This window comes from Lysobacter sp. Root667, assembly GCF_001427715.1.
GTDB lineage: Bacteria > Pseudomonadota > Gammaproteobacteria > Xanthomonadales > Xanthomonadaceae > Lysobacter.
Genome location: NZ_LMHF01000009.1, coordinates 381,477 through 405,715 on the forward strand (window position 1 = coordinate 381,477; position 24,239 = coordinate 405,715).

Consider the following 24,239-nt stretch of genomic DNA (forward strand, 5'->3'; position numbering starts at 1 on the left):
TTTTTCTTGAGGGCGACCTCGGCGCAGCGGAGACGCGATGGCAGCTCGTATCGTGCTCGGTTGGCGGGAGTGGGTGGCGTTGCCCGGCCTGGGCGTCGCCGCGCTGCGCGCGAAGATCGACAGCGGCGCGCGCAGTTCGTCCCTGCACGTCGACGCGCAATGGCAGTTCAGCGACGCCGGCACGCCTTGGGTCGGCTTCCGGTTCAGCCCGGGCGCGGTCGGCGCCGGCACGGTCGAATGCCAGGCCCCGATCCACGATATCCGCGACGTCACCGACTCCGGCGGCCACCGCACCCAGCGCCTGTTCGTGCGCACCGGCCTGCGCCTGGCCGGGGTCGAACGCGAAATTGAAATAAACCTCACGGATCGTCGCGGCATGCGATTCCCGATGCTGCTCGGGCGCACCGCGATGGCGCGCGTGTTCACGGTCGACCCCGCACGCTCGTTCCTGCACGGCAAAGCCGCCCCTATTCCGGATACCCCCTCGCCATGAAGCTCGCGATCCTGTCGCGCAACACCAAGCTCTATTCGACCCGGCGCCTGGTCGAGGCCGCGCGCCAGCACGGCCACAGCGTGCGCGTGCTGGACCCGCTGCGCTGCTACATGCGCATCGCCTCCGACGGTTTCGAGATGCATTACAAGGGCCGTGAGATCTCCGGCTACCACGCGGTGATCCCGCGCGTCGGCGCCTCGATCACCCGCTACGGTTCGGCGGTGCTGCGCCAGTTCGAGCTGATGGGCACCTACACCCCGAATTCGTCCGACGCGATCCTGCGCGCGCGCGACAAGCTGCGCAGCCACCAGCTGCTCGCCGCCGAGGGCATCGGCCTGCCGGCGACGGTGTTCGGCGATAACCCCGACGACACCGCCGACCTGCTGTCGATGCTCGGCCCGCCGCCGCACGTGATCAAGCTCAACGAAGGCACCCAGGGCGCCGGGGTGATGCTGACCGAGAAGCTGTCGGCCTCGCGCGGCGTGATCGAGGCGCTGCGCGGCCTGTACGCCAACTTCCTGGTGCAGGAGTTCATCGAGGAAGCCAAGGGTGCCGATCTGCGCTGCTTCGTGGTCGGCGGCAAGGTGGTCGCGACGATGAAGCGGCAGGCGCCGAAGGGCGACTTCCGCTCCAACCTGCATCGCGGCGGCACCGCCAAGGGCGTCAAGGCCAGCTTCGCCGAACAGGACGTGGCGATCCGCGCCGCGCGCGTGCTCGGCCTGGGCGTGGCCGGCGTCGATCTGATCCGCTCCGATCGAGGGCCGCTGGTGCTGGAGGTCAACGCCTCGCCCGGCCTGGAGGGGATCGAGGAGGCCAGCGGCGTGGACGTGGCCGGCGAGGTCATCGCCTACGTCGCCGCCAGCATGAAGCGGCGTGCGGCCCGACGGGCGGCGGCGAAGAAATAGTGACGGACCGCTCATTTTGAGGATTTGCCACGATCTGCCGCGAACGCCCGCCAATCGGCAGATTCGTCGGCCATCGGGCCCTGCCGGACGTCCTGGGCTTTGCCAGCGGCGCCAGCGTGGACCTGAACAAACTGCGATTTCGAGTTGCTGTTAACAAAAACATAACAAGCGTTTTAACAGCTGTTTAATCGATTTCCGCGTAGCGTGTCCGGACCGCAGCACTGCCGCTCTTCCAAGTCAGCGATCTGGTCGAAGCAGGTTACGGTAATCGGGGCAATACCCTTTTGGCCCAGGCGCGGTGGCCCCGCGCTTGGGCCTTTGTTTGCCCGGTGCGGCCCGTCATGAACGAGTGAGAAGCGCATGGCGCGGGCTCTGGCAGAATCATGAACTACGCCGCCTCGTCTTCACTATCGCCGCCGCGGGTCGCCGCCACAGAGTCAGGAACCTTGCAGCGACCGCAGGGTCGAAGGCACAAACAGGAAGGTCCAATGCGCATACTCGTAATCGAAGACAATCAGGACATCGCCGCCAACCTGGGCGACTTTCTCGAAGACCGCGGCCATACCGTGGACTTCGCCGCCGACGGCATCACCGGATTGCACCTGGCGGTGGTGCACGACTTCGACGCGATCGTGCTCGATCTGAACCTGCCCGGCCTGGACGGCCTGGAGGTCTGCCGCAAGCTGCGCAACGAAGCGCGCAAGCAGACCCCGGTGCTGATGCTGACCGCGCGCGACAGCCTCGACAACAAGCTCGCCGGCTTCGATTCCGGCGCCGACGACTATCTGATTAAGCCGTTCGCGCTGCAGGAAGTCGAGGTGCGCCTGAACGCGCTCTCGCGCCGCGGCCGTGGCGTGCAGACGCGCGTGCTCAACGCCGCCGATCTGGAATACAACCTGGACACGTTGGAAGTGCGTCGCCAGGGCAAGCTGCTGCAGCTCAACCCGACCGCGCTGAAGATCCTGCAGGCGCTGATGGAAGCCTCGCCGGCGGTGGTCACCCGCCAGGAACTGGAAACCCGGGTCTGGGGCGAAGAGCTGCCGGACTCCGACAGCCTGCGCGTGCACATCCACGGCCTGCGTGCGGTGGTCGACAAGCCCTTCGAAACGCCGCTGATCCAGACCCGTCACGGCATCGGCTACCGCATCGCGGCCCCCGAGAACGGTTGATCGCGTGGCGACAGGGGAATCGCCCGCGCCCGAACGGCGCAAGAAACGGGTTCGTTACCGGCGGCGCCTGCGCAGCCGCATCATCCTGTCTTTCGTCCTGCTCGGCTTCGGGCTGACGACCTTGTTCGCGTTCGCGACCAACTGGACCCGGACCCGGGTCGAGAACGCGCTGGTCGAAGACGTGATGAACCGCAACATCAGCCAGTTCGCGTTGCAGTTCGAGAAGGATCCGAAGAATCCTGAATTCGCGGTCGACCAGATCCGCGCGTTCGTCTACACCCAGGACAAGTTCGATTCGGTGCGGCTCAACCGGCCGGAGTGGTCCGAACTCAAGGACGGCATCCACGGCCTGCGCGGCCAGGACGAGAACGGCGAGTCGTTCGCCTACAAGCTCGCGGTGCGCAAGACCCCGAAGGCCTGGTTCTTCCTCGCCTACGACATGAGTTCGACCACGCGCGGCGAAATGCAGTTCAACCGCGCGATCTACGGCTCGGTGCTGGTGTTCACCCTGCTGTCGCTGCTGGTCGGCTGGTGGGCGGCCTCGCGCGTGATGAGCCCGGTGTCGGAACTGGCGCGGCGCCTGCGCCTGTCCGGCCGCGCCTCCCAGCCGGAAGGCCTGGCCACGCATTTCCCCGACGACGAGGTCGGCGAGCTGGCCAAGGCCCTGGACGACTACGCCGAGCGCCTGACCGACGTGGTCCAGCGCGACCGCGAGTTCAACGCCGACGTCAGCCACGAACTGCGCACGCCGCTGGCGGTGATCAAGGGCGCGGTCGAGCTGTTGCTGACGCGCTCGGACCTGGACGAGAAGACCCGCATCCGCCTGGCCCGCATCCAGCGCGCCGAACAGCAGTGCACCGATCTGATCAGCGCCTTGCTGCTGTTGTCGCGCAACGAACGCGGCCACGGCGCGACCGACATCGCGCGCCTGTCCGAGCAGCTGCTGGAAGCGCACCGCGCCCAGCTGGCCGGCAAGCCGCTGGACCTGCGCGTGGAAGGCGAACGCGGCCTGACCGTGGATGCGCCGGAGGCCGCGGTCGCGGTGGCGCTGGGCAACCTGATCGGCAACGCGGTCAAGTACACGACCCAGGGCGAAGTGATCGTGCGCCTGCATCCGACCTGGGTGGAAGTGATCGATTCCGGTCCCGGCCTCAGCGCCGAGGACGCGGCCAAGCTGTTCGAGCGCGGTTACCGCGGCACCCACGCCGGCCATTCGCAGGGCGGCGGCATCGGTCTGTCGATCGTGCGCCGGCTGTGCGAGCTCTACGGCTGGGACGTGCGGGTCAAGCCGGGCGAGCGCAAGGGCGTGGTGGCGACGCTGCGGTTCGACGGCTCGATGAACCGGCTGGGCTGACTGCCGCGTGGCGGCGCCGGCTGTGCGCTGGCGCCGCGGGTTCGTTCCTGCAATGGAATCTGTTTCCCCGCTTCATGCGTAGCGGGGAAACTCCGGCGCGGTCGCGCCGCGCGATCAATCGACGCGTTCGAGCCAGCCGTACTTGTCCGGCGTCTTGCCGTTGAACAGGCCGAAGAACAGCTCCTGCATGTGCTGGGTCACCGGGCCGGGCTTGCCGGCGCCGACCTGGCGGCCGTCGACCGAACGGATCGGGGTGATCTCGGCGGCGGTGCCGCACATGAACAGCTCGTCGCACAGGTACAGGTATTCGCGCGGCAGGTCGCGCTCGACCACCGTGTAGCCGGCGTCGCGGGCCAGGGTGATGATGGTGTTGCGGGTGATGCCGTTGAGCAGGGCGGCGCTGACCGGGGTGGTGTGCAGGGCGCCGTCGAAGACCAGGAACAGGTTCTCGCCCGCGCCCTCGGACAGCAGGCCGGTCGAGGCCAGGGCGATGCCTTCGCCGAAGCCCAGGCGACGCGCTTCGCGCGCGACCAGCTGGCCCGACAGGTAGTTGCCGCCGGCCTTGGCGCCGGCCGGAATGGTGTTCGGAGCGAAGCGCTGCCAGCTCGACACGCAGGCGTCGATGCCCTGCTCGAGCACGCTCGCGCCCAGGTACTGACCCATCTTCCAGGTCGCCACCGCCATGTCGGTCGGGGTGTCGGCGGACAGGCCGAAACCGCCCAGGCCGCGATAGGCGACCGGACGCAGGTAGTCGGTGGTGTAGTCGTTGGCCTTGAGCACGTCGCGGCAGGCCCGGTTGACCTGGTCCAGCGTGTACGGCATCGGCATGTCGTAGATCTTGGCCGAGGCGAACAGACGCGTGTTGTGCTCGCTCAGGCGGAAGATCATCGGCCCGTTCGGGGTGTCGTAGCTGCGGATGCCTTCGAACACCGACGAACCGTAATGCAGCGCATGCGACATCACATGGGTGGTGGCTTCGGCCCAGCGCTTGATCGCGCCGTTGTGCCAGATCCATTCGGGGTAGTTCATGCCGGCTTCCGTGGGGGGAGAAACCGCTATTGTGCCCTGAAGGCGCGACCGGACCCATCCGCACGTTCCGGCACGCTCGGGCCGCGGCGGTTCAGCCCTTGATCCACCAGCAGCCGAAATGCCGGATCAGCCCGAACACGGTGTGCGAGGGCGTGCTGCCGTTGGACAGGGTCTGCTCGACGCGCAGCGCCACTGGGGTGCGGCGGACGCTGGTCTGCGGGTAGTAGTCGGGGTCGGGCGGGACGGGGGTGAGCTCCGAGCCGGGTTCGGCATCGGCCGGCGCCGCATCGTCGCTGGCGACGACCCAGGCGGGCTCGGATGGCGGGACAGACGGCGCGGCCGGTGTCGACATCACCGGCACGATGTCGACCAGGGGCCGCCGGGCGATCGCGTCCAGCCGCTCCAGCACCGAATAACCGGTGCTGTCGGACATGCCGGTCCAGTGGTAGACCCCGGCCAGGCGATTGGCGTCGTGGCTCTCGATCGCGCTGGTCATCTGGAACACCAGGTCCTGCAGGTTGCGCGCGCAGCCGCCGCGGTAACCGCCCTTGGCGCCGGCGGCCGCCGCGGCCGGGGTGCGCGGCAGGCTGTCGACGCTGCCGATGTCCTCGCAGCGACGGTCGGTGAACACCGCCGCGCCGTCCGCTCCGACGCAGCGCCGGATCTGCGCCTGCGCCGCCCGCGGCCACAGCGACGCCGCGATCAGCAGCAGGACTAGGGCGCAGAAACGGACGTACCAAGGCATCGCCGCAGCGTAGCGCCGGTGCCGGGTGGGCGACAGTGCGAAGGTCGCAGTCCGTTCATCCGCCGTACGCGTAGCGCGCACGGCGGCGCATCAACCCAGGCGCGAGACCACGCTCAGCGTCGGCTTGGACAGATTCAGGGTGTAGAAGTGCAGGCCCGGCGCGCCGCCTTCGATCAGGCGCCGGCACAGCTGCGCGACCACGTCGGCGCCGAACTCGCGCAGGCTGTCGGCGTCGTCGCCGTAGGCCATCATGCGCTGCTGGATCCAGCGCGGGATTTCGGCGCCGCACAGGTCGGAGAAGCGGCGCAGCTGGCTGAAATTGGCGATCGGCATGATGCCCGGCACGATCGGAATGTCGATCCCGGCCGCGCGCACGTCGTCGACGAAACGGAAGTAGGCGTCGGCGTTGTAGAAGTACTGGGTGATCGCGCCGTTGGCGCCGGCGCGGACCTTGCGCTTGAAGTTTTCCAGGTCGCTGTGGGCGTCGCGCGCCTGCGGGTGCATTTCCGGATACGCCGCGACTTCGATGTGGAAGTGGTCGCCGGTTTCGGCGCGGATGAACTCGACCAGTTCGTTGGCGTAGCGCAGGTCGCCGGCGCTGGCCATGCCCGAGGGCAGGTCGCCGCGCAGGGTGACCAGGCGGCGGCAGCCGATATCGCGGTACTGGCTCAGCAGCTGGCGGATCTCGGCGCGGGTGCCGCCGACGCAGGACAGGTGCGGCGCGGCGTCCAGGCTGTGGGTTTCGCGCAGGTGGCGCACGGTGTCCGGGGTGTAGCTCAGGGTCGAGCCGCCGGCGCCGAAGGTGCAGGACACGTAGTGCGGCTTGCGCGCCTTGAGCTTGGCCGCGGTCTTGTCCAGCTGCGCGCGCTGCTCGTCGGTCTTGGGCGGGTAGAACTCGAAACTGATCGGCAGCATGGGCGAGGGACGCGCGACGGAGTGGCGTCCATGGTATCGCTTCATCGCGATGAAATAAAACGTAATCCGTTCAGCCCTTGATCGCCGCGCCCGCCGACCCAAACCTGCTCCTTAGACCCGTCTCAGCGCACACGGTGACCCCGCATGTCCGAACAAGTGCTCGATAACCCGATCTGGGAATCCCTGGCCAGCCGGCACCGGCCGCTGGCCTTGCGCGAGGGGCAGGCCGCGCGTTATCCGGCGCAGGTGGCGCCGTTCCTGGGCGTGCCGCAGGCCGGCCTGGAGGCACATACCGCGCTGCAGGCGCTGGTCCCGGCCGGCGATACCGCGCTGGTGCTGGGGCGCGCGCCGACGGTGTCCGCGGCCTGGCAGCTGACCCATCTGGCCGATCTGGCGCAGATGATCTGCGACCGCCCGGTGGCTGCGGTCGAAGGCCCGGAAATCGTGCCCCTGGATGAGAGCCGGCGCGAGGACGTGCTGGCCCTGACCGCCCTGGTGTATCCGCATTATTTCCGCCCGCGCACCATGGACCTGGGCCGCTACTTCGGCATCTACCAGGACGGCCGGCTCGCGGCCATGATCGGCGAGCGCATGGGCACGGATGCGTACACCGAGATCAGCGCGGTCTGCACGCATCCGGATTTCAACGGCCGCGGCTACGCGCGCCGGCTGCTGGTGTTCCTGTCCAACGACAACCATGCGCGCGGGCGGATCCCGTTCCTGCACGTGAGCCAGGAGAATCCGCGTGCGATCGCCCTGTACGAGCAGAACGGCTATCGACTGCGGCGCGAGATACCGTTCTGGTCGCTGCGTCGCGCGGACGGGTAGGGCGCGATAGTCAGCGCATTGTCTTGATGCGACGGACGATGCGCCGCGCCGGTGCATCGCCGCATCCCACGGGACCGAGGTTTTGGGGTAGGAGCGGCGTAAGCCGCGACCGCGCCGCTATGCCACCTTGCGCAATCGCGGCTCACGCCGCTCCCACAGGAGGCGGGCACACCTGTTGTGCGCCCGTCGCCATCGCGCCGATGCCGCAGCCCGTCCGCAAAAGAAAACGGGCGCCGTAGCGCCCGTTCCCGTCTTGCATCGCAGCGGCCTGGCGGCCGCCGCCGATCAGTAGCGGTAGTGATCCGGCTTGTACGGACCGTCGGCCGAGACGCCGAGGTAGGCGGCCTGCTCGTCGGTCAGACGGGTCAGCTTCACGCCGATCTTTTCCAGGTGCAGGCGTGCGACTTCCTCGTCCAGCTTCTTCGGCAGGATGTAGACCTTCGGCTCGTAGCTGTCCTTGTTCGCCCACAGGTCGATCTGGGCCAGGGTCTGGTTCGAGAACGAGTTCGACATCACGAAGCTCGGGTGGCCGGTGGCGCAGCCCAGGTTGACCAGGCGGCCTTCGGCCAGCAGGAAGATCGAGTTGCCGTTCTTGAGGGTGTACTTGTCGACCTGCGGCTTGATGTTGAGCTTGGTCGCGCCCGAGGCGTTCAGCGCATCGACCTGGATCTCGTTGTCGAAGTGGCCGATGTTGCAGACGATGGCCTGATCCTTCATCTGCGACATGTGCTCGAGCGTCAGCACGTCCTTGTTGCCGGTGGTGGTGACGTAGATGTCGCCGCGGCCGAGGGTGCTCTCGACGGTGTTGACCTCGAAGCCTTCCATCGCCGCCTGCAGGGCGTTGATCGGGTCGATTTCGGTGACCACGACGCGGGCGCCGTAAGCGCGCAGCGAATGGGCCGAGCCCTTGCCGACGTCGCCGTAGCCGCACACGACCGCGACCTTGCCGGCCAGCATCACGTCCATCGCGCGCTTGAGGCCGTCGGCCAGCGACTCGCGGCAGCCGTACAGGTTGTCGAACTTGGACTTGGTGACCGAGTCGTTGACGTTGATCGCCGGGACCAGCAGGGTGCCGGCTTCGGCCAGCTGGTACAGGCGGTGCACGCCGGTGGTGGTCTCTTCCGAGACGCCCTTCCAGTCCTTGACCACGGTATGCCAGAAGCCCGGACGTTCCTTGGCGACGCGCTTGAGCAGGTTCTTGATGATCTGCTCTTCGTGCGAGGACGCCGGCTCGTCGACCCACTTGGAGCCGTTCTCGAGCTCGTAGCCCTTGTGGATCAGCAGGGTCACGTCGCCGCCGTCGTCGACGACCAGCTCCGGGCCCTTGTTGCCCGGGAAGGTCAGCGCGTCGAGCGTGCAGTCCCAGTATTCCTCCAGGGTTTCGCCCTTCCAGGCGAACACCGGGGTGCCGGTGGCCGCGATCGCGGCGGCGGCGTGGTCCTGGGTCGAGAAGATGTTGCACGAGGCCCAGCGCACGTCGGCGCCGAGATCCTTCAGGGTCTCGATCAGGACCGCGGTCTGGATGGTCATGTGCAGCGAACCGGTCACGCGCACGCCCTTGAGCGACTGCGAGGCGGCGTACTTCTTGCGGATCGACATCAGGCCCGGCATTTCATGCTCGGCGATGTCGAGTTCCTTGCGGCCCCAATCGGCCAGCGAGATGTCGGCGACCTTGTAATCGCCGTCGGTGGAGAAGGTCTTGGCTACAGCGTTCATTGTTTAGCTCCGATTTTTGGGGTCTGCCGCGTCGAGACCGGCATGGGGCCGGAAAGCGCGGTGACCGCGGACATCGGGCGCCGTTACGTTTGGAATCCGCCAAGCCTGGCCGCGCTCTTGCGTCGCGGTCGCAGCGCCCCTCGGCGAACCGGCAGAATTGTACCGGTAGTCGCCGCCGGAAGCCGCTATCCTCGATCCTTGGGGAGGGCTCCGGCCCGGCCCCGTTCATCGACGGACCGCCGCCGGCAGGGGATCCACGCCGTGGCCGCGGCCGTTTCCGCCATCACTACGCAAGCGGATCGCCCATGAAGAAGCCCTTACGGCCTCGTTGTGTTTCCCTGGCCCTGGTTGCCAGCCTGATCGCGGGCGTGTCGCTCGCGCCTGCCGCCGCGTTCGCGGCCGCGCCTGCCAAGCCCGCCGCTGCCGCCGACAGCGGCTACCGCCTGCCGCCGCCCGCGCTGCAGGCCCTGGTCGACGCCCCGCGCCCGCCGCAGCTGATGCTGAGCCCGCGCCGCGACCTGGCGGCGATGATGCAGGTGCCCAGCCTGCCCGGCATCGACGTGGTCGCGCAGCCCGAGCTCAAGCTCGCCGGCCTGCGCATCAACCCGCGCACGTACGCGCAGAGCCGGTTCAGTTTCGGCACCGATCTGTGGCTGCTGGATATCGCGACCGGCAAGGACATCCGTCTGCAGGGCCTGCCGCAGCCGTTGGCCCTGGCCAGCGTCAGCTGGTCGCCGGACCAGAGCCAGATCGCGTTCAACCACATCGACGCCAAGACCGGCGCCAACGAACTGTGGGTGGTCGATGTGGCCGCGCGCAGCGCGCGCCGGCTGATCGCGCAACCGCTCAACACCGTCAGCGGCCGCGGTTACACCTGGATGCCCGACAGCCGCCGCCTGCTGGTGCAATTGCAGCCCGAAAACCAGGGCGCGCCGCCGGCATCCGACGGCATCCCGACCGGCCCGGCCACCCAGCAGACCCTGGGCGGCGGCACAGTGCGCCAACTGCGCACCTTCCAGGATCTGCTCAAGAACGAGAACGACGCGCGCCTGTTCGCGCATTACCTGCGCTCGCAGCCGGCCCTGATCGACCTGACCGGCAAGCTCGCCAAGGTCGGGCTGCCGGATCTCTACCAATCGCTGGCGCCGTCGCCGGACGGCAAGCTGCTGCTCGCGCAGCGGATCGAGCGGCCGTTCTCCTACGTGGTGCCGTCGTTCTATTTCCCGCGCCGGATCGAAGTGCTGGCGTTGGACGGCAAGCTGGTCCACGAAATCGCCAAGCTGCCGCTGTTCGAGGGCCTGCCCACCGGCAACGACGCCGTGCCCACCGGCGTGCGTAACATCGGCTGGCGCGGCGACGCGCCGGCGACCCTGGTCTGGGCCGAGGCGCAGGACGGCGGCGATCCGGCCAGGCAGGTCGCGATCCGCGACGCGGTGCTGATGCAGGCCGCGCCGTTCGAGAAGCCGCCGGTGACCCTGGCGCAGCTGGGCACGCGCGTGTCCGACATCGAATGGGGCCGCGGCGACCTGGCGCTGATCAGCGAGTCCTGGTGGAAGACCCGCCAGACCAAGCAGTGGCGCGTGGCGCCGGACGACGTCGGTCGCGAGCCGCAGTTGGTGTTCGAAGGTTCCTATGAGGACCGCTACAACGACCCCGGCACGCCGGCCACCGAAAGCGACGCGGCCGGCAATCCGCGCCTGATCCTGGACGGCGACAGCGTGTTCCTGATCGGCGACGGCGCCTCGTCCGAGGGCGACCGTCCGTTCGTGGACAAGCTGAACCTGGCCGACGGCAAGAAGACCCGGCTGTTCCACTCGCAGGCGCCGTACTACGAGTACCCGCGCGCGCTGCTCGACAACACCGGCACGCGAGCCGTCACCACGCGCGAATCGCCGACCGAGCCGACCAACTACTACATCCGCGACCTGGCCCGGGCCGACGCCGCGCCGACCGCGCTGACCCGCTTCCCGCATCCCACGCCGCAGCTCAAGGACGTCAAGAAGGAGCAGATCCGCTACAAGCGCGCCGACGGCGTCGAACTTACCGGCACGCTCTATCTGCCGCCCAAGTACGAACCCAAGCGCGACGGCCCGCTGCCGCTGCTGATGTGGGCCTATCCGCAGGAGTTCAAATCCGCCAGCGCCGCCAGCCAGGTCACCGACTCGCCGTACCGCTTCAACGCGGTCGGCTACTGGGGCCCGCAGGCGTTCCTGGCGATGGGCTACGCCGTGCTCGACGACCCCTCGATGCCGATCGTCGGCGAGGGCGACAAGGAACCCAACGACACCTATCTGCAGCAGCTCACCGCCAGCGCCCAGGCCGCGGTGGACGAAGTCGTGCGGCGCGGCGTCGCCGACCGCGAACGGATCGCGATCGGCGGTCATTCCTACGGCGCCTTCATGACCGCCAACCTGCTCGCGCATACGCGGCTGTTCAAGGCCGGCATCGCCCGCAGCGGCGCCTACAACCGCACCCTCACGCCGTTCGGTTTCCAGGCCGAGGAGCGCAACTACTGGCAGGCGCAGGGCACCTACGACACCATGTCGCCGTTCAACTTCGCCGACAAGATCAAGGATCCGATCCTGCTGATCCACGGCGAACAGGACAACAACTCCGGCACCTACCCGATCCAGAGCGAACGCATGTACGCCGCGATCAAGGGCCTGGGCGGCAATGCGCGCTTGGTGATGCTGCCGAACGAAGCGCACGGCTACCGCGCGCGCGAGTCGATCCTGCACATGCTGGCCGAGTCGAACGACTGGCTGGAGCGGTATGTGAAGAATGTCCAGCCCGCGATAAGCCGTAAATGACATAGAACCGGGCGCCTTCCCGGCGCCCGGTTCGCTTTGCGGCGCAGGCGACGGACGGCCGCACGGATCGCCGCGTACGCCGTGCGCTGGCGATGAGGTCGCGGTGAAGCAGCGTCAAGGTTCGTGGGCGGGATGGTGAGCCGTCACGGCGGCTTGCGTGAGCGGCATGGCTGGCGGAACGACTAGTGGAATGACGAGCGGAATGGTCAGCGCATCTTTCCAGGATCGTTGGGGTTGTGTGCTTGCTGTTGCGTTTGCGTGCGCTGGCGCTCCAGCTCCTGGTCGATCGCCTGGTTTGCGGCCGCGAGCTTCTGGTCGGACTGTTCCACCGGCGTCTTGAGCGCCTGTTCCGACGCAACGAACGCGCGTTTGTGGGCAGGGTCGTCGAGCTTGCCCTCGACCGCGAAGATATTGCCGTTGTTGGCGGCCACGACGTGATCCACGCGGCCGAGCGCATTGGCCGACGCCGACACGTTCGCACCCGGGTACCGGCCGCGAGGGTCCTTCGACTCGGCCAGCAAGGCGCGGCTGATCCGCTCGCTGCCTTCGTCGTAAGGCTTGCCGATCTGCGCATCGAGCTTGCGCACGCCATCGCGGATCTGCAGCAGCATCGAATGGTCGCGATGGCCGGGGTTGTCCGGACCCGCCGGCGCCGGCTTGGCAGCCGCCTGCGCCGGCGCCGGCGCGGTCAGTTGCGGGAACTCGGCACGCACGGCGCGTTCCTGCGCTTGCACGCGCGAGGCCATGCTCGGCAACACGGCTTCGGTCATCAGGTGGCGGGTGATGCCTTCTCCGCCCTGCGTATAAGCGCCGCGAGCGAAGCGCTCGGTCTGCACCAGGTCGCTCGGATTGAGGTGGCTCATCACGCCGGCCGCGCCGCCGGCGGCGGCGCCCGCGCCGGCGCCAAGCATCGGCGCGCGCGCGGTCACCGCGATCAGCGTGCGGCCGCCGGCATCCAAGGCCAGGTCCGCTGAAGCACCGGGCCCGGCGATGACCGAGCGCTGCGTATCTTCGACCACTGCCTGCACCCGCTCCAGATCGACCACGCGCGCGGACGCCGCGGCTCGGATCGAGCTCGCATCCTGAGTCGCCTCGGCGCGCGCCTGTGCGGCTTCGCCGCGATTGCGCGCGTGCGCCTCGACGCCGCCGCGCTCGATGCCGTCGGCGTGGTCGTGCGCCCAGCGCTGGACGTTGTCGGGCAGCACGTCCAAGCCGCTGATGTGGCGCAGCACGCCCGCCGCCGCTTGCGCGCCACGCAGTTGCGCCTGGCCCTGCGCCGTGTCGACGATCGCCTCGGCGTGGCCGGCCGCAAGCCGTACCTGCGCCGCGGCCTCGCCGCCGATGTGCACGCTGCCCTGCGCCGTCGCGTGCGAGACGTGGGACACGACATCGGCGAAATCGGCCGCGTTCGCGCTCGACATGCGCATGACGTTGCCGGCGCCGTCCAGGCCGTGCGCGGCGGCGCGCCCGGAGGTCGCCGTCAGTTCGCCGACTTCGCGGCCCGCGTGCGCGCCCAGCAAAGTGAGGTGTGCGGTTTCGAGCACCGGCTTGGCGAAGTTGGAGATTTCGGTGAGCGTCAATTGCTGCTCCCGATCGACCAGACGGCCGTTGTTCCAGACCTTCACGTCGTCCAAGGGCACCACCTTGCCCGCTGCGAGCGGCAGGTCGCGCAGCATCTGGCGGGTGTCGCCCTCGGCGAGTTCCTTGACGAACTCGCGGGCCGCGGGACGGGCGTGCTCCGGCAGCATGGCGTAGAGCTTGGAACTCAGCAGCCGCCGGCCCTCGGGCACGCTCCGCAACAGATCGCAACTTTCCTTGAGCACGCCGGCCAGCTGCGCGCGATGGTAGGCGTCGAGACGGTCGATATTGTGCTGGACACCGTCGTTGAGCAGCTCGCCGCGGATCTGGTAGGCGGTGACGGTGCGGTGGGTGTCGTGGACCTGCACTCCGGGATGTTCGCGAGCGAAGCGCGCGGCGGTTTCCGGGTGCAGGCCGGCGGCGTTGAAGGTGGTGGCCGGACGACCGGTGATGGCCGACATGGCAGAGGCCGTGCCTCCGCCGAGGGAGTGGCCGGCGTATTCGGCGATGAGGCCGTAGCTTTGCATGTCGAACGCCAGCCGCATCGCGCGATCATAGTAGTCGGCTTCTAAGCCGATGGACTGCGGAAAATTATTGGCGATGAAGTCTTCGGGGCCGGTGGCGTGCAACTTGCCGTCCGGGCCCATTACTTCGCCTGCCGAACCCTTCGGTACGATCACGGGTATGTAGCCAGGGCCCAGGATCTTCGGATCGGGCAGATAGATTTCGGCGCGAAAACCGGAATCGTCGGGCTTGAGATAGTCGAGCAATTGTTTGTCAGTCAAGCGTGCAAGCTTCGGTGCAGCCTGGCGCAGCATGTCGAGATTCTCGCTGGCGCGAATCCATCCAGCTGGTGGCTGCTTGCCTTCTTCTGGAACCAAGCTCCCCATCGCAGACCAGTACACGTCCTTGGCCAATGCGGCCATGTGGTCGTCGTGATAAGTACGCTGCAACTCGTTGGCGCGAGCGATGGCGGCCGGATCGCCGCTGCTGCGCAGTTGTTGCAACAAGACTTGGCGTTCCTTGAGTTCTTCGGCGTTCGGGAACACGGTGACTCCTTGCCCTTCTAACAATGCTGGCTACAACAACGGAATATCTTTCTCTTCGGTCGGATAGCCGAACGATTTGCGCATGTCTTTGATATAGGGTGGCATGGGCGGGCGCTTGTACCCGCGTTCAATCAGCCATCGCTGACACTTGCGCTGCCATTCGACATGATCCGGCTTGCTGGGGTACCAGAAGATCGAATTGATTGTTGTTTTGGATTCCGGATCGTCGGAATCGTTATCGGGATTGGCGCCGTGCTGGAGTAGCCAGTAAGCCGACTCAAAGCCGCCCGGGCCTGCGTACTCTGTGATGAATGGTTTAGCCTGGGTTTTCGCGTTCACGTCCGCACCGCGCTCGACCAGAAACTTCACGTTGTGCCATTGGTTGCCCCAAAGAAAGGCTTGAACCAGTAGCGTTTCGTCGTTGGAATTTCGAGTATTGGGGTCGCCACCATGATCGAGCAGTAGCTTGAGATAAATGGTGTCATCAGCTTTGGCCGCCCATACCATGGCGTTGTTCGGATAAGAAATATCGACACTGCCGTCCTTGTATTTGGTCACCTTCGGCGTCGGAAACCGGGCATTCGGATCGGCCCCGTTCTCCAGCAGCACTTGCAAGGCCTTCGGGTACTCGTACATGACCAAAAACGCGATCAGCGGCGCTTTGCCCTCTCGGCTGAAAATCTTGTCCGGGTTGACTCCTTCTTGTTTCATCAGCCGCCGTACTTCATCGACCCGGCCGGCATCGGCGGCCAGGATCAACTGCTGCGCCTTGGGGTTCTCCGGGAACCAGAACTCTGCGTCGGTCGCCAAAGACTGGTTGGACGGCGGCGCCTGCAAACAGCCCGCGCCGGCCAGCAGCACGAGAACGAGCATCGCGCGCAACGCGTGAGCGGCGAAACGCGGCAACGTGGATGAATGCAAGGTCATGTTCCTGATCCTTGGAAAAGCGCGGTACGAGGTGGTGTTGGATGAGCCGATGCTGCCATATCGTAGTCGCTCCAATAAAGGCGGAAACTAGGTGCCATTGCATACACTGACGGATGAAAGCGCGGGCCCTCGTTACGTTTGCTCATGAGTGCCTTGGCCCCTGCGGCGGTAGTGGTGCCGAACTACAACAACGGAATGTCTTTCTCTTCGGTCGGGTAGCCGAAAGACTTGCGCATGTCTTTAAAATGCGGTGGCATCGGTGTGCGCTTGTAGCCGCGTTCGAGCAGCCATTTCTGGCACTTGCGTTGCCATTCGACGTAGCCCGGTTTGCTGGGGTACCAGAAGATTGCGTTGATTGTTGTTTTATAGGTGGGGTTGTCGGAGTCATTGTCGGGATTGGCGCCGTGTTGGAGCAGCCAGTAAGTTGGTTCGAAGCCTCCGCCCCCCGCATATTCGCTAATAAAAGGTTGACTCCGGGTTGTTGCGTTCACGTCCGCACCGTGCTCGACCAGAAACTTCACGTTGTGCCATTGGTTGCCCCAAAGAAAGGCTTGAACCAGCAGCGTTTCGTCGTTGGAATTTCGAGTATTGGGGTCGCCGCCATGATCGAGCAGTAGCTTGAGGTAAACGGTGTCGTCGGCTTTTGCGGCCCAAACCATGGCATTGTCTTTGTAATAAGTTCCCACGCTGCCATCTTTGTATTTCACTACTTTCGGCGTCGGAAACCGGGCATTCGGATCGGCCCCGTTCTCCAGCAGCACTTGCAAGGCCTTCGGGTACTCGTACATGACCAAGAACGCGATCAGCGGCGCTTTGCCCTCTCGGCTGAAAATCTTGTCCGGGTTGACCCCTTCTTGTTTCATCAGCCGCCGTACTTCATCGACCTGGCCGGCATCGGCGGCCAGGATCAACTGCTGCGCCTTCGGGTTCTCCGGGAGCCAGGACTCTGCGTCGATCGCCAAAGCCCGGTTGGACGGCGGTGCCTGTAAGCAGCCCGCACCGGCCAACAGCACGAGCACGAGCAACGCTCGCAGGGCGCGGGCGGCCAAGCGCATCGAAATGACGGAGTGCAAGGTCATTCTCTCGGTCCTGGGATACGTACACGGTCCGGTCCGAGCCCGACCAGCGCCCCGCACCGCAACGCGCTCACTTTGCTTGCGGCAACGCTTGCAACTGCTTGAGTCCCGGCAACCCGGTCCAGGCCATCAGTTCGCGCTCGGCGGTTTCACCATTGGCCTTGAGCCACATCGCAGCGGCCTGGGCATGGCCTTCGCCGTAGTGCCGCTGTGCGAGGATCGTCACCAGGGCGCCTCCGTCATGGGCGGCGATGCGGGTGAACACCACTTCCGTGAAGTCCTTGCCCGGCAGCATGGCGGCCACCAGATACTCGGTCGCGCGGTCGGGCGTCGGTGCGGTAGACGCGGTCTTCAGGATCCCGCCGCCGATGCTCTTGTAAAAGTCGCGTGAGACCTCGGCCAGCTTGCGAACGTCGGCGTCGTCGCTCAATTGCGGGTGCGTTATGAAGGTCAGCATCTGCTGCCAGCGGCTCAGGTCTTGCTGTTCGGGTGGAGTGAACTCGTGCTGGTTCTTCGCCGACCAGCGATGCAGGTAGCGGGTGCCGTTGAAGTCCAGAGCGGTGACGGCGGCCGCGGGTTTCGCCGCCTGCATGTCCCTCTTCGTTTCGGCGGGCGCGGGCGAAACGGATATGCAGATCGCGAGGATGGCGAGAAACGCGCAACGCGCAGCAAGGCGATGGAGATGCATGGAGTGCCTCTGGAGTTCAGGAGTAACCAACGAGTGCTTGCGACAGTTTTCGACCACGGGAAGCGAATCGCGTTGCTCTGAACGCCTGGATCCGTGGCGAAAAACTCAACACCATGAGAAGGCAATCGGGGAGGGATTGCAACGGCAAGTGATAGTTGTGGTGATGAGTGATTCGAGCCGTCGAAAGAATGTTCGAGAGAACACTTTATTTGATTAATGGTTGTGTGGATTGGCTGGAAATGTTGCTGCTTGTATGTGCGAGCGCTGGCGATGAACAACGCAGAAGTCGCTCGCTGAAATTCAATCGAGCGTGGCGCGCATGCGCGTTCGCGCGCTCCTGTTCGCGACAGCCATGACTCGAACGTTCCGCGCGCCGGCTGCCGTCGCCGGACCTGGAGCAGGTTAGGGTGAGGACGCGAGTGGCCGCTCCGTTCTTCCATGCAGCCAGGCCGGGGCCGCGCGCGATGCGTTGCCGAGCGCGTCCACGACGCAGCAGGCGGTGGCGCACGGTCGCCAGGCGTAGCCGCGCGCATGCTGCCCGCTGCCTGGCGGAACCCCATAAAAAAAGGCCGCTTTCGCGGCCTTTTTTTATGATGCGGAGATGCTGGGCTTACTTCTTCAGCCCGGCGTCCTTGCGCAGATCGTCGGCCCGGTCGGTCTTTTCCCACGAGAACGCGGTCGCGGTGTGCTTCTTGCCGGCGGCGTCGACGTAGCTGACTTCCTTGGGCTTGCGGCCGAAGTGGCCGTAGGCCGCGGTCAGCTGGTAGACCGGGTGGATCAGGTCGAGCATCTTGACGATGCCGTACGGGCGCAGGTCGAAGTGCTTGCGGATCAGCTTCTCGATCTTGTCGTCGCTGATCTTGCCGGTGCCGAAGGTGGTGACCGAGATCGAGGTCGGCTCGGCGACGCCGATCGCGTAGGACACCTGCACTTCGCAGCGGTCGGCCAGGCCGGCGGCGACGATGTTCTTGGCGACGTAGCGCGCGGCGTACGCGGCCGAGCGGTCGACCTTGGACGGATCCTTGCCCGAGAACGCGCCGCCGCCGTGACGGGCCATGCCGCCGTAGCTGTCGACGATGATCTTGCGGCCGGTCAGGCCGCAGTCGCCGACCGGGCCGCCGATCACGAAGATGCCGGTCGGGTTGATGTGGACCTTGTTCTTGGGCAGCTTCTCGAGCCACGCCTTGGGCAGCACCGGCTTGAGGATGTGCTCGTACACGCCCTCGACCAGGTCCTTCTGCTTCACGCCCGGATCGTGCTGGGTCGACAGGACCACGGCGTCGAGGCCGGCGACCTGGTGCTTGTCGTCGTAGCGCAGGGTGACCTGCGACTTGGCGTCCGGACGCAGCCACGGCAGCTTGGAATTCTTCTGCTTGCGGACCTTGGCCTGCTGCTCGACCAGACGGTGCGAGTAGTAGATCGGCGCCGGCATGAACTCCGGAGCTTCGTTGCAGGCGTAGCCGAACATCAGGCCCTGGTCGCCCGCGCCCTGTTCTTCCGGCTTCTTGCGGTCCACGCCGGCGGCGATGTCCGGCGACTGCTTGCCGAGCATGTTGATGATCGCGCAGGTGTGGCCGTCGAAGCCGACGTTGGAATTGTTGTAGCCGATGTCGTTGATCACCTTGCGCGCCAGCGACTCGATGTCGACCCAGGCCGAGGTGGTGACTTCGCCGGCGACGATCGCCGCGCCGGTCTTGACCATGGTCTCGCAGGCCACGCGCGCGCGCTTGTCCTGGGCCAGGATCGCGTCCAGCACCGCATCGGAAATCTGGTCGGCGATCTTGTCCGGATGGCCTTCGGACACGGACTCGGAAGTGAACAGGTAGCTGGACATCAGGCGAATATCCTTCGATTCGGATAAAAAGATGGCCGCCCATGATACAGGCTCGGGCGGTTCGGCGCATTGTGCCCATTTCCGATGTTGATGGGTCGTTAAGCGGCCGCCGCAGGAAACCGCTGTCACATGGCTGAAGCGTCGGCGCCATCGGACTGTCGCCGGGGCGGCCCAGGCTGCGCGGCATAACGCCGCCACCGCGACGCCAGCCATGCTGCAACTCGAACGACGCCTGCAAGAACGCTTCCCGCAGTGGTTCCGGGGCCGCCGGGCACGGTTGGCCCGGCCGCTGCTGCGGACCATCGGCCGCTGGTCGAAGTTCGACGCCGTAGACGGCTTCCTGGCCGAGAACGGCCACCTGCGCGGCTTCGCCTTCGTCAGCGCCGGCCTGGAGTTCCTGCAAGCCCGCTACACCGCCGACCCGGCCGAGAAGCAGCGCATCCCGGCCAGCGGCCGCCTGCTGGTGGTCGCCAACCACCCCTCCGGGGCGATCGACGCGCTGGCCCTGCTGGACCTGGTGGGCAGTGTGCGCAGCGACGTGCGCATCGTCGCCAACGACCTGCTGCAGGCGCTGGACGGGCTGGACGGGCTGATCCTGCCGGTGAAGATTCTCGGCGGCCGGCCCAGCGCCGAGAGCCTGCAGGCGATCGAGGCAGCGCTGGAGGCCGAGCAGTGCGTGATCGTGTTCCCGGCCGGCGAAGTCGCGCGGCTGGGCCTGCGCGGCGTCACCGACGGGCGCTGGCGCCGCGGTTTCCTGCGTTTCGCCCGCAAGACCGGGGCGCCGGTGCTGCCGGTGCGGATCGAGGCGCGCAATTCGGCTTTGTTCTACGGCGCCTCGGCCCTGTTCAAGCCGGCCGGCACTGCGCTGCTGGCGCGCGAAATGTTCGCGCGCGGCGCACGCCGGATCGCCCTGCGCATCGGCCGCCCGCTGACCCTGCCGGCCGACGCCGATCCCAACCGCCTGCTGCGCGAGGTCCGGCGCGAACTGCATGCGATCGGCACGGTGCGCGAGCGCCCGGCGCCGGAAGGCCCGGAACCGCTGATCGACGCGGTCGATGCGGACGCGCTGCGCGTCGAGGCCGCCGCGCTGACCTCGCTGGGTCAGACCTTCGACGGCAAGCAGATCCGGGTCGGCCGCCTCCAGGCCGGTTCCAAGCTGTTGCGCGAAATCGGTCGCCTGCGCGAGCTGACCTTCCGCGCGGTCGGCGAGGGCACCGGGCGGCGCCTGGACGTGGACCTCTACGACAGCTGGTACGAGCACATCGTGCTGTGGGACGCGGCGGCTTCGAAGATCGCCGGCGCCTACCGCATCGCGCGCGGCGCCCAGGTGCTGGCCGAACGCGGCCTGGCCGGGCTCTACACCGCCTCGCTGTTCCGCTACGCCGACGACACCGTGCCGCGTCTGGCTCAGGGCATGGAGCTGGGCCGCAGCTTCGTCGCCCCCGATTACTGGGGCAGCCGCAGCATCGACTACCTGTGGCAGGGCATCGGCGCCTATCTCGCGCGCCATCGCAACGTGCGCTACCTGTACGGCCCGGTCTCGATCAGCGCCGCGCTGCCGCCGGCAGCGCGCGAGCAGATCGTCGCCTACTACGCGCGCTACTACGGCGCCGGCGAGGGCGCGGCGGTGTCCAGGCAGCCCTTCGCCTACCGCGCGGCGCCGCCGCAGTTCGACGAACTCGACGCCGGCACCGCGTTCCGGGTGCTGCGGGGCAACCTGGACGCGCTCGGCGCGACCCTGCCCATGCTCTACAAGCAATACACCGAACTGTGCGAGCCGGGCGGGGCGCGGTTCCTCGCCTTCGGCGTGGACCCGGCCTTCAGCGACGCGGTCGACGGCCTGATCGAGGTCGATCTGGAACGCGTGCGGCCGAAGAAGCGCGAACGCTATCTGAGCGTGGTCGATCCGGCGGCCGAAGCGGCCGCGTCGCGCCACGACGATGCTTCCGTCGCCAGCGAGAGCCGCGTATGAGCCCGTCGATCGCACAACTGCCACCGCGCCGCCGTGCCGTGTTCCTGTCGGACGTGCACCTGGGCGCCAAACACTGCCACGCCGCGGAACTGGCCGAGTTCCTGGGCAACCTGCGCTGCGACCGTCTGTACCTGGTCGGCGACATCGTCGACCTGTGGTGGATGGCGCAGCGGCGCATGAGTTGGGGCGCGGCCCAGTACCGGGTGATCGAATCCCTGCATGCGCTGCGCCGCGCCGGCACCGAACTGATCTACGTGCCCGGCAACCACGATCGCCCGATCCGCCGCTTCTGCGGCCTTGCGCTGCCGCGCATGTCGATCCGCCGCCGCACCATCCACGTCGCCGCCGACGGCCGCCGCCTGCTGGTCACCCACGGCGACGACTACGACGGCGTCACCCATTTCGGCGGCCTGCAGGAGCGCTTCGGCGACTGGCTCTACTACCGCATCCTCACCGGCAACCAGATGCTGAACCGGGTGCGCCGCCGCTTCGGGCTGCGCTACTGGTCGCTGTCGGAGTTCCTCAAGCGCCAGAGCGGCGCGGCCGAGCGCTACATTGCGCGCTTCGTCCAGGCCGGCATGGACGACGCACGCCGGCGCGGCCTGGACGGAGTGATCTGCGGCCATATCCACCGCCCGGGCCTGTTCGAGCGCGACGGCTGCGTCTACGCCAACGACGGCGACTGGGTCGAAAACCTGACTGCGCTGGCCGAAGATCCCGACGGCAGCCTGCGCCTGCTCTCGCACACCGGCGAAACCCTGGCGATGCTGCCCTCGCGCGAACCGCGCCAACTGCCCTCGGCGTTGCCGCAAGCGGCTTGAGCCGCAGCCGCCGGGCTTCGGTTTGGGAGCGACGCGTAGTCGCAGTAATCGGTGCTCGCGAGGTCCGCGCGGCTACGGGCCGGGTGGGTCCCAGCCATCTGCATGAACGCGCCCGCATTGCGTCCACTGCTGGTGAGAGCGCTCGCGCGCTACGGCTTCAAGCGGCGACGGCGCCTGTGGCCCGCATTCGCCATCCGCCCGCCTCGCCGAAGGGGAGGGAAGGCTGGCGGTGGCGAATGCGCCGCGGCTTACTTGGCCGCGACGTCGCGGTCCTGGACGCCGCCCAGCGCGACCTGGCGGTCGCCGATCTGAATCGCCTTGCCGGCCATCAGGCGCTGATAGCGCTCGTTGCCGAGTTCGCGCTTGAACTGCGCGAGCGAGCGATCGTAACTGCGCGTGTATTCGGCAAAGGCCGTGCGGTTGCCGATGATCATCTGGACCTTGCGTTCGCTCAGCCCGGTTTCCTGGGACAGCGTACTCACCACTTCATTGGCGTAGACCGGTGCGGCCGCGGCCATGGCGACGACGAACAGTGCGGTTCTTGCGTTCATTGACGTTCTCCGTTCGGGCCTCCTGGCCCTGTGGCTGCGACGTCGCCGCAGGCCGGTGTGGGGTGACTCCGGCACTGACATCATTCGCGTCTAAGCGCTTGCGCGCGAGTGCCGTACTGCCCCATGACTGATGTCACGTCTGCGTAGAAACCGACGAACGGCAGCAACGTTTTTTTGCGTTGCGGCATCGGAATTCGGATGAGTCGATGTTGCGTGCGTGCGTGCGCGCTGCGCGCGCATCGCGGATAACGTGTGCAGTCGTTGCGATCCCGTCGACGATGCGCGGCTCAGGCCGCTGCCGACAACTCCGGCGTCACGCCGGCGATCAGCGCGTCGAAGTAGTCGCGGGTCAGGCGCAGCTGCGCATCCGCGCTTTCGGCGCGGTTGACCACGGCGCGGAACGCGGCGTTCTCGGGCCGGTCCTTGGCGTACCAGCCCAGGTGCTTGCGCGCGATGCGCACGCCCGAGAGTTCGCCGTAGAACGCATGCAGATGTTCCAGGTGGCCGAGCAGCCAACCGCGGATATCGGCCAGCGAAGGCTCCGGCAGCAATTCGCCGTGAGCCAGGTAGTGCGCCACTTCGCGGAAGATCCACGGCCGCCCCTGCGCGGCGCGGCCGATCATCACCGCATCGCAGCCGGTGCGCGCAAGCACCGCCGCGGCCTTCTGCGGCGAGTCGATATCGCCGTTGGCCAACACCGGGATGCGCAGTTCGGCTTTGACCGCGGCGATGGTGTCGTACTCGGCCGTGCCGGTGTACTGCTGGTCGCGGGTACGTCCGTGCACGGCCAGGGCCTGGATGCCGGCGTCCTGGGCGATCCGCGCGATGTTCAGCGCGTTGCGTTGGTCGTGGTCCCAGCCGGTGCGGATCTTGAGCGTGACCGGCACGTCCACCGCCCGCACCACCGCTTCCAGGATGCGCGCCACCAGCGCCTCGTCGCGCATCAGCGCCGAGCCGGCCCAGGCGTTGCAGACCTTCTTGGCCGGGCAGCCCATGTTGATGTCGACGATCTGGGCGCCGTGATCGACGTTGTGGCGCGCCGCGTCGGCCATGATCTCAGGCACGGTGCCGGCGATCTGCACGCTGATCGGCGCCGGCTCGCCGCTGTGGTCCATGCGGTGGCGCGACTTGGCGGTGGCCCAGAAGCGCGCGTCGCTGGTGGTCATCTCCGACACGCACAGCCCTGCGCCCAGGCGCTTGCACAGCACCCGGAACGGTTTGTCGGTGACGCCGGCCATCGGCGCGAGCACCACGCGGGGATCGATGTCGTGGGGACCGATGCGCATGCGGCGATTGTACCGGGCCGCCGTACCGGGCCGCGGTGGCAGGTCCGAATCGCGAGGCATCGAAGCCCGGCCGGCGCTGGCCGGCCGGGCGCGGAACTCAGCCGGCCTGGTCGTCGACCGTGGCGCCCGGGGCGTTCAGGGTCACCGAGGCGATGCCGTTTTCGCGGCCGCTCTCGTCGGCGTACATCTGGCTGGTGCCGATCACCTGGCCGTTGGTCGCGGTCAGGTTGAAATAGAGCTTGGCGTTGCTGGCGGTCTTGCGGTCGTAGCGCTTCGGGTCCTGGCTGTTCTTGCGTACCGACTCGATGCCGGCGGTGCAGGATGCTTTGGCCGAATAGCCTTCGCTGGTCAGGATCACTTGGCCGTTGCCGGCCTTGAGCACGAACTGGGACTCGCCGTTGGAACGTTTGCTGATCTCGAATTTGCCGGCCATCGTGTTTCCTCTTGGGGAAGGGCAACTGCCCTAGTCAAGCACACTAGACCAGGCTGTGTT

20 protein-coding genes and 1 riboswitch are annotated in these 24,239 nt (G+C 67.1%); of the genes, 8 read left to right on the forward strand and 12 right to left on the reverse strand.

Annotation, left to right across the window (positions count from 1 at the left end):
• The first annotated feature begins 37 nt into the window (after positions 1–37).
• From ASD78_RS05405 to ASD78_RS05420, 4 genes are all read left to right on the forward strand, one after another.
• Positions 38–493 carry a RimK/LysX family protein gene (locus tag ASD78_RS05405; protein WP_055903692.1) on the forward strand — a complete coding sequence of 152 codons (456 nt, stop codon included), beginning with the start codon at positions 38–40 and terminating at the stop codon, positions 491–493.
• A complete protein-coding gene (gene rimK / locus ASD78_RS05410; RefSeq protein WP_055903690.1) occupies positions 490–1,398 on the forward strand; it encodes a 30S ribosomal protein S6--L-glutamate ligase in 909 nt (302 codons plus the stop codon). The genes ASD78_RS05405 and rimK overlap by 4 nt, the downstream gene beginning before the upstream one ends.
• 488 nt (positions 1,399–1,886) lie before the next feature.
• Positions 1,887–2,567 carry a response regulator transcription factor gene (locus ASD78_RS05415; protein WP_055903688.1) on the forward strand — a complete coding sequence of 227 codons (681 nt, stop codon included), beginning with the start codon at positions 1,887–1,889 and terminating at the stop codon, positions 2,565–2,567.
• 4 nt (positions 2,568–2,571) lie between these two features.
• Positions 2,572–3,921 carry a HAMP domain-containing sensor histidine kinase gene (locus tag ASD78_RS05420; RefSeq protein WP_055903685.1) on the forward strand — a complete coding sequence of 450 codons (1,350 nt, stop codon included), beginning with the start codon at positions 2,572–2,574 and terminating at the stop codon, positions 3,919–3,921.
• Between the two features lie 114 nt (positions 3,922–4,035).
• Here ASD78_RS05420 and ASD78_RS05425 read toward each other — a convergent pair whose 3' ends face one another.
• From ASD78_RS05425 to metF, 3 genes are all read right to left on the reverse strand, one after another.
• Positions 4,036–4,950, reverse strand: coding sequence for a branched-chain amino acid transaminase (locus ASD78_RS05425; RefSeq protein WP_055903682.1), 915 nt, complete (start codon positions 4,948–4,950; stop codon positions 4,036–4,038).
• A gap of 91 nt (positions 4,951–5,041) precedes the next feature.
• The gene (locus ASD78_RS05430; protein WP_056098917.1) at positions 5,042–5,695 is read right to left on the reverse strand and encodes a hypothetical protein; all 654 of its coding nucleotides are present in this window, start codon (positions 5,693–5,695) and stop codon (positions 5,042–5,044) included.
• 90 nt (positions 5,696–5,785) lie between these two features.
• Positions 5,786–6,610, reverse strand: a complete 825-nt coding sequence (metF, locus tag ASD78_RS05435) for a methylenetetrahydrofolate reductase [NAD(P)H] (RefSeq protein WP_055903677.1) — start codon at positions 6,608–6,610, stop codon at positions 5,786–5,788.
• Positions 6,611–6,754: 144 nt separating this feature from the next.
• Here metF and ASD78_RS05440 point away from each other — a divergent pair, with 144 nt between their 5' ends.
• Positions 6,755–7,438 (forward strand): GNAT family N-acetyltransferase, encoded by a 684-nt coding sequence (locus ASD78_RS05440; protein ID WP_055903674.1) that lies wholly within the window; start codon positions 6,755–6,757, stop codon positions 7,436–7,438.
• 285 nt (positions 7,439–7,723) lie between these two features.
• On the opposite strand, the gene ahcY is transcribed toward ASD78_RS05440, so the two are convergent.
• Complete coding sequence (gene ahcY / locus ASD78_RS05445) at positions 7,724–9,154, reverse strand: adenosylhomocysteinase (protein ID WP_056098920.1); 1,431 nt, start codon at positions 9,152–9,154, stop codon at positions 7,724–7,726.
• A 68-nt stretch (positions 9,155–9,222) separates the two neighbouring features.
• A riboswitch (S-adenosyl-L-homocysteine riboswitch) is annotated at positions 9,223–9,302 on the reverse strand.
• Between the two features lie 157 nt (positions 9,303–9,459).
• On the opposite strand from ahcY, the gene ASD78_RS05450 reads away from it, so the two are divergent.
• Complete coding sequence (locus tag ASD78_RS05450; protein ID WP_056098922.1) at positions 9,460–11,964, forward strand: prolyl oligopeptidase family serine peptidase; 2,505 nt, start codon at positions 9,460–9,462, stop codon at positions 11,962–11,964.
• Positions 11,965–12,170: 206 nt separating this feature from the next.
• Here ASD78_RS05450 and ASD78_RS05455 read toward each other — a convergent pair whose 3' ends face one another.
• From ASD78_RS05455 to metK, 5 genes are all read right to left on the reverse strand, one after another.
• On the reverse strand, positions 12,171–14,591 hold the full coding sequence (locus ASD78_RS05455; RefSeq protein ID WP_056098926.1) for an XVIPCD domain-containing protein: 2,421 nt from the start codon (positions 14,589–14,591) through the stop codon (positions 12,171–12,173).
• 30 nt (positions 14,592–14,621) lie between these two features.
• The gene (locus ASD78_RS05460; RefSeq protein ID WP_235566447.1) at positions 14,622–15,518 is read right to left on the reverse strand and encodes an ankyrin repeat domain-containing protein; all 897 of its coding nucleotides are present in this window, start codon (positions 15,516–15,518) and stop codon (positions 14,622–14,624) included.
• A 182-nt stretch (positions 15,519–15,700) separates the two neighbouring features.
• A complete protein-coding gene (locus tag ASD78_RS05465; protein ID WP_235566448.1) occupies positions 15,701–16,597 on the reverse strand; it encodes an ankyrin repeat domain-containing protein in 897 nt (298 codons plus the stop codon).
• A gap of 67 nt (positions 16,598–16,664) precedes the next feature.
• On the reverse strand, positions 16,665–17,282 hold the full coding sequence (locus tag ASD78_RS05470; RefSeq protein WP_156087592.1) for a hypothetical protein: 618 nt from the start codon (positions 17,280–17,282) through the stop codon (positions 16,665–16,667).
• A gap of 610 nt (positions 17,283–17,892) precedes the next feature.
• Complete coding sequence (metK, locus tag ASD78_RS05475) at positions 17,893–19,116, reverse strand: methionine adenosyltransferase (protein WP_055903663.1); 1,224 nt, start codon at positions 19,114–19,116, stop codon at positions 17,893–17,895.
• Between the two features lie 211 nt (positions 19,117–19,327).
• Here metK and ASD78_RS05480 point away from each other — a divergent pair, with 211 nt between their 5' ends.
• Both ASD78_RS05480 and ASD78_RS05485 read left to right on the forward strand, forming a co-directional pair.
• Positions 19,328–21,088, forward strand: a complete 1,761-nt coding sequence (locus tag ASD78_RS05480; protein ID WP_056098932.1) for a GNAT family N-acyltransferase — start codon at positions 19,328–19,330, stop codon at positions 21,086–21,088.
• Complete coding sequence (locus ASD78_RS05485; RefSeq protein ID WP_056098935.1) at positions 21,085–21,909, forward strand: UDP-2,3-diacylglucosamine diphosphatase; 825 nt, start codon at positions 21,085–21,087, stop codon at positions 21,907–21,909. The genes ASD78_RS05480 and ASD78_RS05485 overlap by 4 nt, the downstream gene beginning before the upstream one ends.
• A gap of 248 nt (positions 21,910–22,157) precedes the next feature.
• Here the strand turns inward: ASD78_RS05485 and ASD78_RS05490 are convergent, their stop codons facing one another.
• The 3 genes from ASD78_RS05490 to ASD78_RS05500 all read right to left on the reverse strand — a co-directional run bounded on the left by ASD78_RS05490 (position 22,158) and on the right by ASD78_RS05500 (position 24,179).
• Positions 22,158–22,460 carry a hypothetical protein gene (locus ASD78_RS05490; protein WP_056098938.1) on the reverse strand — a complete coding sequence of 101 codons (303 nt, stop codon included), beginning with the start codon at positions 22,458–22,460 and terminating at the stop codon, positions 22,158–22,160.
• A 287-nt stretch (positions 22,461–22,747) separates the two neighbouring features.
• Positions 22,748–23,746, reverse strand: coding sequence for a tRNA dihydrouridine synthase DusB (dusB, locus tag ASD78_RS05495; protein ID WP_056098941.1), 999 nt, complete (start codon positions 23,744–23,746; stop codon positions 22,748–22,750).
• Positions 23,747–23,843: 97 nt separating this feature from the next.
• The gene (locus ASD78_RS05500) at positions 23,844–24,179 is read right to left on the reverse strand and encodes a YegP family protein (protein WP_056098944.1); all 336 of its coding nucleotides are present in this window, start codon (positions 24,177–24,179) and stop codon (positions 23,844–23,846) included.
• Between the last annotated feature and the right edge of the window lie 60 nt (positions 24,180–24,239).